The sequence below is a fragment of the Rhodococcus aerolatus genome (genome assembly GCF_054783215.1).
The window spans coordinates 41,670-57,555 of sequence record NZ_BAAGQZ010000027.1 but is presented as its reverse complement, the minus strand read 5'-3'; the positions used below and the strand labels follow the sequence as shown (position 1 = coordinate 57,555).

Sequence of the window (15,886 nt, the reverse complement as noted above, 5' to 3'; positions counted from 1 at the left end):
TCCTAGCGCTTCTTGCCGGTGCGGCGGCGGCGGACGATCAGGTCGTCACTGGGCTTGGTGCGGCGGGTGCGGCCCTCGGGCTTGCCCCACGGGCTGACCGGGTGGCGACCACCGGAGGTCTTGCCCTCACCACCACCGTGCGGGTGGTCGACCGGGTTCATGACCACGCCTCGCACGGTCGGGCGCTTGCCCTTCCAGCGCATGCGGCCGGCCTTGCCCCAGTTGATGTTGGACTGCTCGGCGTTGCCGACCTCGCCGATGGAGGCGCGGCAGCGGACGTCGACGTTGCGGATCTCGCCCGAGGGCATGCGCAGCTGGGCGTACGGGCCGTCCTTGGCCACCAGCTGCACCGAGGTCCCGGCGGAGCGCGCGATCTTGGCGCCACCGCCCGGCCGCAGCTCGATCCCGTGCACCACGGTGCCGGTGGGGATGTTGCGCAGCGGCAGGTTGTTGCCGGGCTTGATGTCGGCCCCGGTCCCGGACTCGACGCGGTCGCCCTGCTTGAGCCGCGCCGGGGCGAGGATGTAGCGCTTCTCGCCGTCGACGTAGTGCAGCAGCGCGATGCGCGAGGTGCGGTTGGGGTCGTACTCGATGTGCGCGACCTTGGCCGGCACGCCGTCCTTGTCGCTGCGGCGGAAGTCGATGACGCGGTAGGCGCGCTTGTGCCCACCACCCTTGTGGCGGGTGGTGATCCGGCCGTGCGCGTTGCGGCCACCGTGGCCGTGCAGCGGGCGGATCAGCGACTTCTCGGGCGTCGACCGGGTGATGTCGGCGAAGTCGGAGACGCTCGAGCCGCGGCGGCCCGGGGTCGTCGGCTTGTACTTGCGGATTGCCATAGGTCTTCTCAGTCCCTTGGTCCCTCGTGGTCCCGGCGCCGTCAGGCGGCCGGGCCCCCGAAGATCTCGATGGGCTTGCTGTCGGCCGAGAGGGTCACGAGCGCGCGCTTGGTGGCCTTGCGCGTGCCGTAGCCGGCCCGGGTGCGCTTGCGCTTGCCCTGGCGGTTGTGGGTGTTCACGCTCGTGACGGTCACCCCGAAGATCTTCTCCACGGCGATCTTGATCTGCGTCTTGTTCGCGTCGGGGGCGACGAGGAACGTGTAGCAGCTCGAGTCGATGAGCCCGTAGGACTTCTCGGAGATCACGGGCGCGAGGATGACGTCGCGCGGGTCGGCGATCACTGGCCGGCCTCCTTCTCGGTCGACACGGTCCCGCCGGTGACCACGGTGGCGTCCCGGCGGCCGGCGACGTAGCTGGCGAGGGCGGCCGAGGTGAAGACCACGTCGTCCGCGCCCAGCACGTCGTAGGTGTTGAGCTGGTCGGCGGCGAGCGCGTGCACGCCGGGCAGGTTGCGCAGGCTCAGCCAGCTCTGCTCGTCGGAGCGGTCGAGCACGACGAGCACCTTGGGCCGCGAGGAGATGCGGGCCAGGAAGGTGCGGGCGGTGCGGGTGGAGGGCTTGGCGTCCACCGCCAGCTCGCGGACCACGTGGATGCGCTCGGAGCGGGCCCGGTCCGACAGCGCGGAGCGCAGGGCCGCCGCGATCATCTTCTTGGGGGTGCGCTGCGAGTAGTCGCGGGGCTGCGGGCCGTGGACCGTGCCACCGCCGGCGAACTGCGGCGCGCGGGTCGAGCCCTGGCGGGCACGGCCGGTGCCCTTCTGGCGGTACGGCTTGCGCCCACCGCCGCGGACGTCGCCGCGGGTCTTGGTCGAGTGCGTGCCCTGCCGGGCCGCGGCGAGCTGCGCCACGACGACCTGGTGCATGAGCGGGATGTTCGGCGTGACGTCGAACAGCTCGGCAGGCAGGTCGACCGTGCCGTCGGTCCCGCCGTCGACGAGGTTGACGTCGAGCGTCAGCCGCGTCCCGGTGTCGGACTCGGGTGTCGTGGTGGCCATCAGGCGGCACCGCCCTTCACTGCGGACTTGACGAGCACGAGGCCACCCTTCTTGCCGGGGACCGCGCCCTTGATGAGCAGCAGGCCCGACTCGGCGTCGACCTTGTGCACGGTGAGGTTCTGCGTGGTGACCCGGACGTTGCCCATCCGGCCCGCCATGCGCATGCCCTTGAAGACGCGACCGGGCGTCGAGGCGCCACCGATCGAGCCGGGCGCGCGGTGCTTGCGGTGCACGCCGTGCCCCGCGCCCAGGCCGTGGAAGCCGTGGCGCTTCATGACGCCGGCGGTGCCCTTGCCGCGGCTGGTGCCGACCACGTCGACCACCGCGCCGTCGGCGAACACGTCGGCGGTGAGCTCCTGGCCCACCTCGTAGCCGGAGACGTCCGCCATGCGGATCTCGACCACGTGCTTGCGGGGCGTCGCGCCGGAGGCCGCGTACTGCCCGGCCACGGGCTTGGTGACCCGTCGCGGGTCGACCGCGCCGAAGGCCAGGGCGATCGCCGTGTAGCCGTCCTTCTCCACCGTGCGGACCTGCGTGACGACGCAGGGGCCGGCGGCGACGACGGTCACCGGGACGATCCGGTTGTCGTCGTCGAAGACCTGGGTCATGCCGAGCTTGCTGCCGAGGATGCCCCGGAGCGCGGTCGGGCTGCCCGTCTGGATGTCAGTCATGTGTCTCGCCCACCCTCTACTGGATGTTGACGTCGACGCTGGCCGGCAGGTCGATGCGCATGAGCGCGTCGACCGTCTTCGGCGTCGGGTCGAGGATGTCGATCAGCCGCTTGTGCGTGCGCATCTCGAAGTGCTCGCGCGAGTCCTTGTACTTGTGCGGCGAGCGGATGACGCAGTACACGTTCTTCTCGGTCGGCAACGGCACCGGGCCGACGACCCGGGCACCCGTGCGGGTGACCGTCTCGACGATCTTGCGCGCGGACGCGTCGATCGCCTCGTGGTCGTAGGCCTTGAGCCTGATGCGGATCTTCTGTCCCGCCACGCTGTTCCTCACTGACGTCGTATGGAGCCTTGCCGGTGTGCTGAGCCGGTCGCCGGTCGAGTCCCGGCCCCGTCGGGGTCACAGCCCTCGCCCCTGCTCGGGACGATCGCGCGCGCCGGGCTCCCGCCCTGCCGCTGCCACTGTTCACCTGACGAGGATCTCCGGTCCACGCGGTCGGGTGTGTCGCCCTCGCGCCCACGCTCCGCCCCAGGTCGTCGTGCTCGTGACCCCTGGCGGGGTGCCGGACCGGTCGCTGCCCAGCTGGCTGGGCGGCACTCCGGTCGGTCGTTCTCCGGCCGCCCGGTTCACGGCCGCAGTGGAACCACGGCCCGTCTCCGGGCAACCCGACAAGTATGCACCACCGGCCCGTCCGCGTTCAACTCGCCCCCGTGCGAGCCCGCTCACCGCAGCACCGCGGACGGCGCACGACGACGACGCACGACAGCGGCGCCGGCCCCCGCGAGGGGACCGGCGCCGCCGGGTCGAGCAGGAGCTGCGGGTGCTACTTGTTGATCTTGGTGACGCGACCGGCGCCGACGGTGCGGCCACCCTCGCGGATCGCGAAACGCAGGCCCTCGTCCATGGCGATCGGCTGGATGAGCTTGACGCTCATCTCGGTGTTGTCGCCGGGCATGACCATCTCGGTGCCCTCGGGCAGCGTGACGACACCGGTGACGTCGGTGGTGCGGAAGTAGAACTGCGGGCGGTAGTTGTTGAAGAAGGGGGTGTGACGGCCACCCTCGTCCTTCGACAGGATGTAGACGTTGCCCTCGAACTCGGTGTGCGGGGTCGACGTGCCGGGCTTGACGATGACCTGCCCGCGCTCGACGTCCTCGCGCTTGATGCCGCGGACCAGCAGGCCCACGTTGTCGCCGGCCTGGCCGGAGTCGAGCAGCTTGCGGAACATCTCGATGCCGGTGACCGTGGTCTTGGTCGAGGTGGGCTTGATGCCGACGATCTCGACCTCCTCGTTCACGTTGATCGAGCCGCGCTCGACGCGACCGGTGACGACGGTGCCGCGGCCGGTGATCGTGAAGACGTCCTCGACGGGCATGAGGAAGGGCTTCTCGGTCTCGCGGACCGGGTCCGGCACGGACTCGTCCACGGCGTCCATGAGCTCGACGATCTTCTCGGACCACTTCTCGTCGCCCTCGAGGGCCTTGAGCGCGGAGACCTGGACGACGGGGGCGTTGTCGCCGTCGAACTCCTGGTCGCTGAGCAGCTCGCGGACCTCCATCTCGACGAGCTCGAGGATCTCCTCGTCGTCGACCATGTCGGACTTGTTCAGCGCGACCAGGATGTAGGGCACGCCCACCTGGCGGGCGAGCAGCACGTGCTCGCGGGTCTGCGGCATCGGGCCGTCGGTGGCCGCCACGACCAGGATCGCGCCGTCCATCTGCGCCGCACCCGTGATCATGTTCTTGATGTAGTCGGCGTGACCGGGGGCGTCGACGTGCGCGTAGTGGCGCTTCTCGGTCTGGTACTCGACGTGCGAGATGTTGATCGTGATGCCCCGCTGACGCTCCTCGGGGGCCTTGTCGATCTGGTCGAACGCCGAGGCCTGGTTCAGGTCGGGGAACTTGTCGTGCAACACCTTCGTGATGGCCGCGGTCAGCGTCGTCTTGCCGTGGTCGACGTGACCGATCGTGCCGATGTTGACGTGCGGCTTCGTCCGCTCGAACTTCGCCTTCGCCACTGGATGTCCTCCTGGACTGTGTCGTCGATGCGTGCCCGGGAGGGCACATGTCTGGGGTGTGTCGGGTACTGCCCGGGATCATCCCGGTCGTGCAGGCGGGTCTCCCCACCGGGTGCCGGCCCGGTGCTGCCACCGGGCCGGCGGGGTCCTACTCGCCGGTCGCCTTGGCGATGATCTCCTTGGCGACGTTCTGCGGGACCTCGGCGTAGGAGTCGAAGACCATGGAGTAGTTCGCCCGGCCCTGGGTCCGCGACCGCAGGTCGCCGACGTAGCCGAACATCTCCGACAGCGGGACGAGGGCCTTGACGACCCGGGCACCGCTGCGCTCCTCCATGGCCTGGATCTGGCCGCGGCGGGAGTTCAGGTCGCCGATCACGTCGCCCATGTAGTCCTCGGGCGTGGTGACCTCGACGGCCATCATCGGCTCGAGGATGACGGGGTCCGCGCGGCGGGCCGCCTCCTTGAGCGCCATCGAGCCGGCCACCTTGAACGCCATCTCCGAGGAGTCCACCTCGTGGTAGGCGCCGTCGAGCAGCGTCAGCTTGAGGTTGACCAGCGGGTAGCCCGCCAGCACCCCGTACTGCATGGCGTCCTGGGCGCCGGCGTCGACCGAGGGGATGTACTCCCGCGGCACGCGACCACCGGTGACCTTGTTCTCGAACTCGTACATCGCGCCGTCCTCGCCGTGCCACGGCTCGAGGGCGATGATCACCTTCGCGAACTGGCCCGACCCACCCGTCTGCTTCTTGTGGGTGAAGTCGTACTTGTCGACCTTCTTGCGGATGGTCTCGCGGTAGGCGACCTGCGGCTTGCCGACGTTCGCCTCGACCTTGAACTCGCGCCGCATGCGGTCGACGAGGATGTCGAGGTGGAGCTCGCCCATGCCGCCGATGACGGTCTGGCCGGTCTCGTCGTCGAGGTGGACCTTGAACGTCGGGTCCTCCTCGGCCAGCTTCTGGATCGCCGTGCCGAGCTTCTCCTGGTCGGACTTGGTCTTGGGCTCGATGGCCACCTGGATGACCGGGTCCGGGAAGGTCATCGACTCCAGCACGATCTGCGCCTGCGGGTCGCAGAGCGTGTCGCCGGTGGTCGTGTCCTTGAGCCCGATGACCGCGTAGATGTGGCCGGCCGAGGCCGTGTCCACGGGGTTCTCCTTGTTGGAGTGCATCTGGAACAGCTTGCCCAGGCGCTCCTTCTTGCCCTTGGTCGCGTTGATGACCTGCGAGCCGGAGGCGACCTTGCCCGAGTACACCCGGACGTAGGTCAGCTTGCCGAAGAACGGGTGGGTCGCGACCTTGAACGCCAGCGCGGAGAACGGCTCGCTCGAGTCGGGCTTGCGCTCGATCTCGACGGTCTCGTCGCGGACGTCGTGGCCGATCATCGGCGGCACGTCCAGCGGCGAGGGCAGGTAGTCGATGACCGCGTCGAGCATGGGCTGCACGCCCTTGTTCTTGAACGCGGAGCCGCACAGCACCGGGTAGAGCTCGCTGTTGACGGTCATCTTGCGGATGGCGCCCTTGACCTCGGCGATGGTGAGCTCGTCACCGGAGAAGTGCTTCTCCAGCAGCTCCTCGCTCGACTCGGCCACCGTCTCGAGCAGCGCGGTGCGGTACTCCTCGGCCCGCTCGCGCAGGTCCTCGGGGATCTCCTGGACGTCGTACTTCTCGCCCAGCTTGGTCTCGCCGCTCCACACCTTGGCGTTCATCTCGACGAGGTCGACCACGCCGGTGAAGTCGCCCTCGGATCCGATGGGCAGCTGCAGCACCAGCGGGGTCGCGCCGAGGCGCTCCTTGATGGTGCGCACCGTGAAGTAGAAGTCCGCGCCGAGCTTGTCCATCTTGTTGACGAAGCAGATGCGCGGGACGTCGTACTTCTCGGCCTGGCGCCAGACCTGCTCCGACTGGGGCTCGACGCCCTCCTTGCCGTCGAAGACCGCCACGGCGCCGTCGAGCACGCGCAGCGACCGCTCGACCTCGACCGTGAAGTCGACGTGGCCGGGGGTGTCGATGATGTTGATCTGGTTGTCGTCCCAGAAGCAGGTGGTGGCGGCGGAGGTGATGGTGATCCCCCGCTCCTGCTCCTGCTCCATCCAGTCCATCGTCGCGGCGCCGTCGTGCACCTCGCCGATCTTGTAGCTGATCCCCGTGTAGAAGAGGATCCGCTCGGTGGTGGTGGTCTTGCCGGCGTCGATGTGCGCCATGATGCCGATGTTGCGGACCTTGTTCAGGTCCGTGAGCACGTCCTGTGCCACGAGTTAGGTCCCCGCTCGCTTCGTCTCGTTCGGTCCGGGTCCCGGACCGAGCTGTGGGTGGTGTGGTGCATCAGGTCAACGTCCGGGCGGGCGCTGTGGTGCCCGCCCGTCCGCCGACCGCGTCACCAGCGGTAGTGCGCGAACGCCTTGTTCGACTCCGCCATCTTGTGCGTGTCCTCGCGCCGCTTGACGCTGGCGCCGAGGCCGTTGCTGGCGTCCAGCAGCTCGTTGGCCAGGCGCTCGGTCATCGTCTTCTCGCGACGGGCGCGGGAGTAGGAGACCAGCCAGCGCAGGGCCAGGGTGGTCGAGCGGCCCGGACGGACCTCGATCGGCACCTGGTAGGTCGCGCCACCGACACGGCGGCTGCGGACCTCGAGGGCCGGCTTGACGTTGTCCAGGGCCCGCTTCAGCGTGACGACCGGGTCGGTGCCGGTCTTGTCGCGCGCCTGCTCGAGCGCGTTGTAGACGATCCGCTCGGCGACGGACTTCTTGCCGTCGGTGAGGATCTTGTTGACCAGCTGGGTCACCAGCTGCGAGCCGTAGACCGGGTCGTTGACCAGCGGCCGCTTCGGCGCGGGGCCCTTGCGAGGCATTAGCTCTTCTCCTTCTTGGCGCCGTACTTGCTGCGGGCCTGCTTGCGGTTCTTCACGCCCTGCGTGTCGAGCGAGCCACGGATGATCTTGTAGCGGACACCGGGCAGGTCCTTCACGCGGCCGCCGCGCACGAGCACCATGGAGTGCTCCTGCAGGTTGTGGCCCTCGCCCGGGATGTAGGCGGTGACCTCGATCTGGCTGGTGAGCCGCACGCGGGCCACCTTCCGCAGCGCCGAGTTCGGCTTCTTCGGGGTGGTGGTGTACACGCGGGTGCACACGCCACGCCGCTGGGGAGACCCCTTCAGGGCCGCCGTCTTGAGCTTGGCGACCTTGTCCTGGCGACCCTTGCGGACCAGCTGCTGGATGGTGGGCATAGACCGGCTTTCTTCCTCGGTTCGAGATCGGATCTAGCGGTGTCGACCGGGATCCGTGGCAGGACCCGCGTACGTGCTGCGCTGCCGGGGGCAGCGGTGGAACGGGGTGGTACGTGTCCCGGGGCGGAGCGGTCCGGGCAGGGCACCTGGTGTCCTGCCCGACCACCCCCGAGGTCGGGTGTGTCGTGCGCCTGCCGCAGCGTCGCTGCGGGCCGGCACACGCGCACCTGGCACCGGGAGCAGACCCTCACGGACCCGCTCGCCGTGCGGCAGGCACACGGATCGTCCCGGACTGGCCGGGCACGACCCATGACGATACCTGTCGGCGCGCCTGCCGGTCAAAGCGGGCGGCCTGTGGCACGGCGTCGACCAGCACCGGGTGACCGGGGCCGGTCCCCCGCCGCGCCCCGGCCCCCGGTCCGCGCGGGACCGGGGGCCGGGGACGGTGGGCGGTCAGCGGTAGTCGCCGCCGAACCCGTAGTCGTCCAGCGGCACGGCCGCGCCGGTGGACGCGCCGAAGACGTCGGGCGAGTAGTACCCGTCGTCGTAGCTCGGCACCGAGTAGGCGGCCGCGCGGGCCTCCTCCGTGGGCTGCACCGTGATGTTGCGGTACCGGTTGATGCCGGTGCCCGCCGGGATCAGCTTGCCGATGATCACGTTCTCCTTGAGGCCCACGAGCTTGTCCGACTTGCCGTTGATGGCGGCGTCGGTGAGCACGCGGGTGGTCTCCTGGAACGACGCCGCGGACAGCCACGACTCGGTGGCCAGCGAGGCCTTCGTGATCCCCATCAGCACCGGGCGGCCGGCCGCGGGCTCAGCACCCTCGGACACGACGCGCCGGTTGGCCGCCTCGAAGTCGCTGCGCTCGGTCAGCGAGCCCGGGAGGAACTCGGTCGCCCCGGAGTCGATGATCGTGACGCGGCGCAGCATCTGCCGGACGATGACCTCGATGTGCTTGTCGTGGATCGACACGCCCTGGCTGCGGTAGACCTCCTGGACCTCGTTGACCAGGTGGATCTGCACCTCCCGGGGGCCCATCACGCGCAGCACCTCGTGCGGGTCGGCAGCGCCCTCGAGCAGCTGCTGGCCCACCTCGACGTGGTCGCCGTCGGCGAGCAGCCGCTCCGTGCGCCCGTCACCGTCGTCGACGGTCACCGTGCGCAGCCGCTGCCGCTTGGACAGCTTCTCGTACACGACCTCCTCGCCGCCGTCGTCCGGCACCAGGGTGATCTTGTAGAAGCGGTCGGTGTCCTCGAGCCGCACGCGGCCGGAGACGTCCGCGATGGGCGCCTTGCCCTTGGGGACCCGGGCCTCGAAGAGCTCCTGGACCCGGGGCAGACCGCCGGTGATGTCGTCGCCGCCCACACCGCCGGTGTGGAAGGTGCGCATCGTCAGCTGCGTGCCGGGCTCACCGATGGACTGCGCCGCGACGATGCCGACGGCCTCGCCGATGTCGACGAGCTTGCCGGTGGCCATGGAGCGGCCGTAGCAGGTCGCGCACACGCCGGTGCCCGACTCGCAGGTCAGCACCGAGCGCACCCGGGCCTCGGTGACCCCCGCGGCGAGCAGGGCCTCGATGGCCGGGTCGCCGAGGTCGGCCCCGCGGGGCACGACGACGTCCCCGCCGGCGTTGACCGCGTCCGAGGCCAGCGTGCGGGCGTAGGTGCTGGTCTCGACGTGCGCGTCGCGGGTGAGCGACCCGTCGGGGTTGCGCTCGGCGATCGTCATCGTGATGCCGCGCTCGGTGCCGCAGTCGGTCTCCCGGACGATGACGTCCTGCGAGACGTCGACGAGCCGACGCGTCAGGTAGCCCGAGTCCGCCGTGCGCAGCGCCGTGTCGGCCAGGCCCTTGCGGGCACCGTGGGTGGAGATGAAGTACTCCAGCACGGTGAGGCCCTCGCGGAAGTTCGCCTTGATCGGCCGCGGGATGAGCTCACCCTTGGTGTTGTTCACCAGCCCCCGCATGCCGGCGAGCTGGCGCACCTGGGTCATGTTCCCGGCCGCACCCGACTTGACGATCATCGGGATGGGGTTGCCCGGCGGGAAGTTCGCCTCCATCGCCTGGGCGACCTCCTCGGTCGCCTCCGTCCAGATCTTGACCAGCGAGCTGTTGCGCTCCACGTGCGTGAGCTTGCCGCGCTGGTACTGCTTCTCGATCTCGTCGGCGCGGTTCTCGTAGCCGTCCAGGATCTCCTGCTTGTTCCCCGGCACGATGACGTCGGAGATGGAGATGGTGACCCCGGAGCGGGTGGCCCAGTAGAAGCCCGCGTCCTTGAGCTTGTCGACGGTCTGGGCGACCACGATCATCGGGTACCGCTCGGCGAGGTCGTTGACGATCGCGGCCTGCCGCTTCTTCGGCATCTCCTCGTTGATGAACGGGTAGTCCACCGGCAGGAGCTGGTTGAACAGCACCCGGCCCAGGGAGGTCTCTGCCAGCCACGCCGTGCCCGGGGTCCAGTCGGCCCCGCCCTCGGCGTCGCGCGGGGGCCGCACGTCGTCCACCCGGATCTTGATCTTGGCCTGGACCGAGAGCACGCCGCGGTCCATGGCCATGATCGCCTCGGCGGGCGAGGAGTAGATGCCGCCCTCGCCCAGGCCGCCGTCGATCTCCCGGGTCAGGTGGAACAGCCCGGTGACCATGTCGAGGCGCGGCATGGCCAGGGGACGACCCGACGCCGGCGACAGGATGTTGTTGCTCGAGAGCATGAGGATGCGGGCCTCGGCCTGCGCCTCCGCGCTCAGCGGCAAGTGCACCGCCATCTGGTCACCGTCGAAGTCGGCGTTGAACGCCTCGCACACCAGCGGGTGCAGCTGGATGGCCTTGCCCTCGACGAGCTGCGGCTCGAAGGCCTGGATGCCCAGGCGGTGCAGCGTCGGGGCGCGGTTCAGCAGCACCGGGTGCTCGGCGATGACCTCCTCGAGGACGTCCCAGACCTGGGCGCGCTGCCGCTCGACCATGCGCTTCGCGGACTTGATGTTCTGCGCGTGGTTGAGGTCGACGAGCCGCTTCATGACGAACGGCTTGAACAGCTCGAGGGCCATCAGCTTGGGCAGGCCGCACTGGTGCAGCTTGAGCTGCGGGCCGACGACGATGACCGAGCGGCCGGAGTAGTCGACGCGCTTGCCGAGCAGGTTCTGGCGGAACCGGCCCTGCTTGCCCTTGAGCAGGTCGGACAGCGACTTCAGCGGGCGGTTGCCCGGGCCGGTCACCGGCCGGCCGCGGCGGCCGTTGTCGAACAGCGCGTCCACGGACTCCTGGAGCATCCGCTTCTCGTTGTTGACGATGATCTCGGGCGCGCCGAGGTCGATGAGCCGCTTGAGGCGGTTGTTGCGGTTGATCACGCGCCGGTACAGGTCGTTGAGGTCCGACGTCGCGAACCGGCCGCCGTCGAGCTGCACCATGGGGCGCAGGTCCGGCGGGATGACCGGGACGCAGTCGAGCACCATGCCCTGCGGGTTGTTGCCGGTGGCCTGGAACGCGGCCACGACCTTGAGCCGCTTCAGGGCGCGGAGCTTCTTCTGCCCCTTGCCCGAGCGGATGGTCTCCCGCAGGATCTCGGCCTCGGCGTCGATGTCGAAGGTCTCCATCAGGCGCTGGATGGACTCCGCGCCCATCGCCCCGGTGAAGTACTCGCCGTAGCGGTCGACCAGCTCGCGGTAGACCAGCTCGTCGACGATGAGCTGCTTCGGGGCGAGCTTGACGAAGGTCGTCCAGATCTCGTCGAGGCGGTCCAGCTCGCGCTGGGCGCGGTCGCGGAGCTGGCGCATCTCCCGCTCGCCACCCTCCTTGACCTTGCGGCGCACGTCGGACTTGGCGCCCTCGGCCTCGAGCTCGGCGATGTCGGCCTCGAGCTTCTGCGCGCGGGCCTCCAGGTCGGAGTCACGGGTGTCGGCCACGCGCTTCTTCTCGACGCCCATCTCGGCCTCGAGAGTGGACAGCTCGTTGTGGCGCAGCTCGTCGTCGACCGTCGTGATGACGTAGGCGGCGAAGTAGATGATCTTCTCGAGGTCCTTGGGGGCCAGGTCGAGCAGGTAGCCCAGCCGGCTCGGGACGCCCTTGAAGTACCAGATGTGGGTGACCGGGGCGGCGAGCTCGATGTGGCCCATCCGCTCGCGGCGCACCTTGGCCCGGGTCACCTCGACGCCGCAGCGCTCGCAGATGATGCCCTTGAAGCGCACGCGCTTGTACTTGCCGCAGTAGCACTCCCAGTCCCGGGTGGGACCGAAGATCTTCTCGCAGAACAAGCCGTCCTTCTCGGGCTTGAGCGTGCGGTAGTTGATGGTCTCCGGCTTCTTGACCTCGCCGAAGGACCACTGCCGGATGTCCTCGGCGGTGGCCAGGCCGATACGGAGCTCATCGAAGAAGTTGACGTCGAGCACGTCGCTCCCTTTCCCCTGGTGGGGGTTCGTGGTCCCCCGCCTGTGCGGCGGGTCGACCGGGGTAGGACTGGAAAGCGGCGGTGGGGCGGGGGCCGGCCGGGGCCGGCCACCCGCCCACCGCGTCAGTTGACGATGTCGTCGACCGTGGCCGACTCGTTGCGCGAGAGGTTGATGCCCAGGTTGGCCGCGGCCCGCTCCAGGTCCTCGTCGTCGGAGTCGTTCATGGTGATGGCCGCGCCGTCGCTGGAGAGCACCTCGACGTTCAGGCACAGCGACTGCAGCTCCTTGAGCAGCACCTTGAACGACTCGGGGATGCCCGGCTCCGGGATGTTCTCGCCCTTGACGATGGCCTCGTAGACCTTCACGCGGCCGAGCACGTCGTCGGACTTGATCGTCAGGAGCTCCTGCAGCGTGTAGGCCGCGCCGTAGGCCTGCATGGCCCAGCACTCCATCTCGCCGAACCGCTGGCCGCCGAACTGCGCCTTACCACCGAGCGGCTGCTGCGTGATCATCGAGTACGGCCCGGTGGAGCGGGCGTGGATCTTGTCGTCCACCAGGTGGTGCAGCTTGATGATGTACATGTAGCCGACCGAGACCGGGTAGGGGTACGGCTCCCCGGAGCGGCCGTCGAACAGCTGCGCCTTGCCGTCCCCCCCGACCATCATCTCGCCGTCCCGGTTGGGCAGCGTCGACCCGAGCAGACCCGTGATCTCGTCCTCGCGGGCACCGTCGAACACCGGGGTGGCGGTGCGGGTGCCCGGCTCGGCCGAGTACAGCTCCGAGGGCAGCTTGCTCGCCCAGTCCGGGGTGCCCCCCGCGACGTCGATGTTCCAGCCGGTCTTGGCGATCCACCCGAGGTGGGTCTCCAGGATCTGGCCGAGGTTCATCCGCCGCGGCACGCCGTGGGTGTTGAGGATGATGTCGACCGGGGTGCCGTCGGGCAGGAACGGCATGTCCTCCTGCGGGAGGATCTTGCCGATGACGCCCTTGTTGCCGTGCCGGCCGGCGAGCTTGTCGCCGTCCTGGATCTTGCGCTTCTGGGCGACGTAGACCCGGACCAGCTCGTTGACGCCGGGGGGCAGGTCGTCCTCGTCGTCGCGGGAGAACACCCGGATGCCGATGACCTTGCCGGTCTCGCCGTGGGGCACCTTGAGCGAGGTGTCGCGCACCTCGCGCGCCTTCTCGCCGAAGATCGCGCGGAGCAGGCGCTCCTCGGGGGTCAGCTCGGTCTCGCCCTTGGGCGTCACCTTGCCGACGAGGACGTCGCCGTCGCGGACCTCGGCGCCGATGCGGATGATCCCGCGGTCGTCGAGGTCGGCCAGGACCTCCTCGGAGACGTTCGGGATGTCCCGGGTGATCTCCTCGGCGCCCAGCTTGGTGTCGCGCGCGTCGATCTCGTGCTCCTCGATGTGGATCGAGGTGAGCACGTCCTCCTCCACGAGGCGCTGCGACAGGATGATCGCGTCCTCGTAGTTGTGGCCCTCCCACGGCATGATCGCGACGAGCAGGTTCTTGCCCAGCGCCATCTCGCCGTCCTCGGTGCAGGGACCGTCGGCCAGGACCTGGCCGGACTCCACCCGCTGGCCCTCGTCCACGATCGGACGCTGGTTGATGCAGGTGCCCTGGTTGGAGCGGGCGAACTTGCGCATCCCGTAGGTCGCGCGGGTGCCGTCGTCGGCCATGACCGTGACGTAGTCCGCGGAGACCTCCTCGATGACGCCGGTCTTCTCGGTGACGATGACGTCGCCCGCGTCGACCGCGGCACGCAGCTCCATGCCGGTCCCGACCAGCGGGGCCTCGCTGCGGACCAGCGGCACCGCCTGGCGCTGCATGTTCGCGCCCATGAGGGCGCGGTTCGCGTCGTCGTGCTCGAGGAACGGGATCATCGCGGTGGCCACGGAGACCATCTGGCGCGGCGAGACGTCCATGTAGTCGACGTCGGCCGACTCGATGAACTCGACCTCACCCTGCTTGCGCCGGACGAGCACGCGCTCGGCGGCGAAGGTGCCGTCCTCGTTCAACGGCGAGTTGGCCTGCGCCACGACGTGGCGGTCCTCCTCGTCGGCCGAGAGGTAGTCGAGCTGGTCGGTGACCCGGCCGTCGACGACCTTGCGGTACGGCGTCTCGATGAAGCCGAACGGGTTGACCCGCGCGTAGGAGCTCAGCGAGCCGATCAGGCCGATGTTCGGGCCCTCGGGCGTCTCGATCGGGCACATCCGGCCGTAGTGGCTGGGGTGCACGTCGCGGACCTCGAGGCCGGCGCGCTCGCGGGACAGACCACCGGGGCCCAGCGCCGAGAGGCGGCGCTTGTGGGTCAGGCCCGAGAGCGGGTTGGTCTGGTCCATGAACTGGCTGAGCTGCGAGGTGCCGAAGAACTCCTTGATCGCGGCCACGACGGGCCGAATGTTGATCAGGGTCTGCGGGGTGATGGCCTCGACGTCCTGGGTGGTCATCCGCTCCCGGACGACGCGCTCCATCCGGGACAGACCCACGCGGATCTGGTTCTGGATGAGCTCGCCCACGGTGCGCAGGCGGCGGTTGCCGAAGTGGTCGATGTCGTCGACCTCGACCGGCACCTCGACGCCGTCCGGGGCCGTCATCGTGGTCTCGCCGGCGTGCAGCCGCACCAGGTACTCGATCGTGGCGACCACGTCCTCCTCGGTGAGGGTGGACGAGGTGACCGGCTGGCCCTGGTTCAGGCCCAGCTTCTTGTTGATCTTGTACCGGCCGACCTTGGCCAGGTCGTAGCGCTTGTCCTTGAAGAAGAGGTTCTCCAGCAGGGTCTGCGCGCTCTCCTTCGTGGGCGGCTCGCCCGGGCGCAGCTTGCGGTAGATGTCGAGCAGCGCCTCGTCGGTGCCGGGCGTGCTGTCCTTCTCCAGGGTGGCCATGAGGATCTCGGAGAAGCCGAAGCGCTCGGTGATCTGCTCGGTGGACCAGCCCAGCGCCTTGAGCAGCACGGTGACCGGCTGGCGGCGCTTGCGGTCGATGCGGACGCCGACGGTGTCGCGCTTGTCGACGTCGAACTCCAGCCACGCGCCGCGACCGGGGATGACCTTGACGCTGTGGACGTCCTTGTCGGTGGTCTTGTCGACCGCGCGGTCGAAGTAGACGCCCGGGGAGCGGACCAGCTGCGAGACGACCACGCGCTCGGTGCCGTTGATGACGAAGGTGCCCTTGTCGGTCATCATCGGGAAGTCGCCCATGAAGACCGTCTGGCTCTTGATCTCGCCGGTGTTGTTGTTGATGAACTCCGCGGTGACGAACAGCGGCGCCGCGTAGGTCATGTCCTTGTCCTTGCACTCCTCGACGGAGGCCTTGACCTCGTCGAAGCGCGGGTCGGAGAAGGACAGCGACATGGAGCCCGAGAAGTCCTCGATCGGGCTCAGCTCGGTCAGGATGTCCTCGAGGCCGCCGGAGGTGGCCTGGTCACCCCGTGACGCGGCCCGGTCGCGCCAGACCTGGGACCCGATCAACCACTCGAACGAGTCGGTCTGCAGGTCCAGCAGGTCGGGCACCTCGAGGGGCTCGCTGATCTTCGCGAACGACACCCGGAGGGGTGCGCCGGGGATACCGGCGGCGGGACCACCCGTCACAGGACCGGCGGGACCGGTCGAGTCGGGAGTGGTCTTGGTCTGGCGGGAGACTGCCAAGATGCGTCCTTCCAGCACCTCATGCGGACCGTCGCGAGGACGGCCGCTGCTTCATCGAC

At 69.3% G+C, this 15,886-nt stretch carries 11 protein-coding genes; all 11 read right to left on the bottom strand.

Translation table 11 applies throughout. The annotated features are described in order from the left end of the window. Nucleotides 1-2: 2 nt before the first annotated feature. The gene (gene rplB, locus ACYVOF_RS10955; protein ID WP_460866393.1) at nucleotides 3-836 is read right to left on the bottom strand and encodes a 50S ribosomal protein L2; all 834 of its coding nucleotides are present in this window, start codon (nucleotides 834-836) and stop codon (nucleotides 3-5) included. A gap of 41 nt (nucleotides 837-877) precedes the next feature. After that, on the bottom strand, nucleotides 878-1,177 hold the full coding sequence (rplW, locus tag ACYVOF_RS10950) for a 50S ribosomal protein L23 (RefSeq protein WP_460866391.1): 300 nt from the start codon (nucleotides 1,175-1,177) through the stop codon (nucleotides 878-880). Continuing rightward, nucleotides 1,174-1,890, bottom strand: coding sequence for a 50S ribosomal protein L4 (gene rplD / locus ACYVOF_RS10945; RefSeq protein WP_460866390.1), 717 nt, complete (start codon nucleotides 1,888-1,890; stop codon nucleotides 1,174-1,176). Before rplD ends, rplW begins: the two co-directional genes overlap by 4 nt. Continuing rightward, nucleotides 1,890-2,561: a 50S ribosomal protein L3 gene (rplC, locus tag ACYVOF_RS10940; RefSeq protein ID WP_460866388.1), complete on the bottom strand. Its 672-nt coding sequence runs from the start codon at nucleotides 2,559-2,561 to the stop codon at nucleotides 1,890-1,892. The genes rplD and rplC overlap by 1 nt, the downstream gene beginning before the upstream one ends. Before the next feature lie 16 nt (nucleotides 2,562-2,577). Beyond that, nucleotides 2,578-2,883, bottom strand: a complete 306-nt coding sequence (rpsJ, locus tag ACYVOF_RS10935) for a 30S ribosomal protein S10 (RefSeq protein ID WP_003938093.1) — start codon at nucleotides 2,881-2,883, stop codon at nucleotides 2,578-2,580. A gap of 502 nt (nucleotides 2,884-3,385) precedes the next feature. Beyond that, the gene (gene tuf, locus ACYVOF_RS10930) at nucleotides 3,386-4,579 is read right to left on the bottom strand and encodes an elongation factor Tu (protein WP_460866385.1); all 1,194 of its coding nucleotides are present in this window, start codon (nucleotides 4,577-4,579) and stop codon (nucleotides 3,386-3,388) included. 148 nt (nucleotides 4,580-4,727) lie between these two features. After that, a complete protein-coding gene (fusA, locus tag ACYVOF_RS10925; RefSeq protein WP_460866383.1) occupies nucleotides 4,728-6,830 on the bottom strand; it encodes an elongation factor G in 2,103 nt (700 codons plus the stop codon). A gap of 122 nt (nucleotides 6,831-6,952) precedes the next feature. After that, nucleotides 6,953-7,423: a 30S ribosomal protein S7 gene (gene rpsG / locus ACYVOF_RS10920; protein WP_460866382.1), complete on the bottom strand. Its 471-nt coding sequence runs from the start codon at nucleotides 7,421-7,423 to the stop codon at nucleotides 6,953-6,955. After that, the gene (gene rpsL / locus ACYVOF_RS10915) at nucleotides 7,423-7,797 is read right to left on the bottom strand and encodes a 30S ribosomal protein S12 (RefSeq protein WP_460866380.1); all 375 of its coding nucleotides are present in this window, start codon (nucleotides 7,795-7,797) and stop codon (nucleotides 7,423-7,425) included. Before rpsL ends, rpsG begins: the two co-directional genes overlap by 1 nt. Before the next feature lie 453 nt (nucleotides 7,798-8,250). After that, nucleotides 8,251-12,177, bottom strand: coding sequence for a DNA-directed RNA polymerase subunit beta' (locus tag ACYVOF_RS10910; protein ID WP_460866378.1), 3,927 nt, complete (start codon nucleotides 12,175-12,177; stop codon nucleotides 8,251-8,253). A 122-nt stretch (nucleotides 12,178-12,299) separates the two neighbouring features. Further along, complete coding sequence (gene rpoB, locus ACYVOF_RS10905) at nucleotides 12,300-15,845, bottom strand: DNA-directed RNA polymerase subunit beta (RefSeq protein ID WP_460866376.1); 3,546 nt, start codon at nucleotides 15,843-15,845, stop codon at nucleotides 12,300-12,302. Nucleotides 15,846-15,886 lie beyond the last annotated feature (41 nt).

Coding starts and splice junctions, on each gene's coding strand:
- rplB (WP_460866393.1), bottom strand. CDS start 836: ATGGCAATCCGCAAGTACAAGCCGACGACCCCGGGCCGCCGCGGCTCG.
- rplD (WP_460866390.1), bottom strand. CDS start 1,890: ATGGCCACCACGACACCCGAGTCCGACACCGGGACGCGGCTGACGCTC.
- rplC (WP_460866388.1), bottom strand. CDS start 2,561: ATGACTGACATCCAGACGGGCAGCCCGACCGCGCTCCGGGGCATCCTC.
- rpsG (WP_460866382.1), bottom strand. CDS start 7,423: ATGCCTCGCAAGGGCCCCGCGCCGAAGCGGCCGCTGGTCAACGACCCG.
- rpsL (WP_460866380.1), bottom strand. CDS start 7,797: ATGCCCACCATCCAGCAGCTGGTCCGCAAGGGTCGCCAGGACAAGGTC.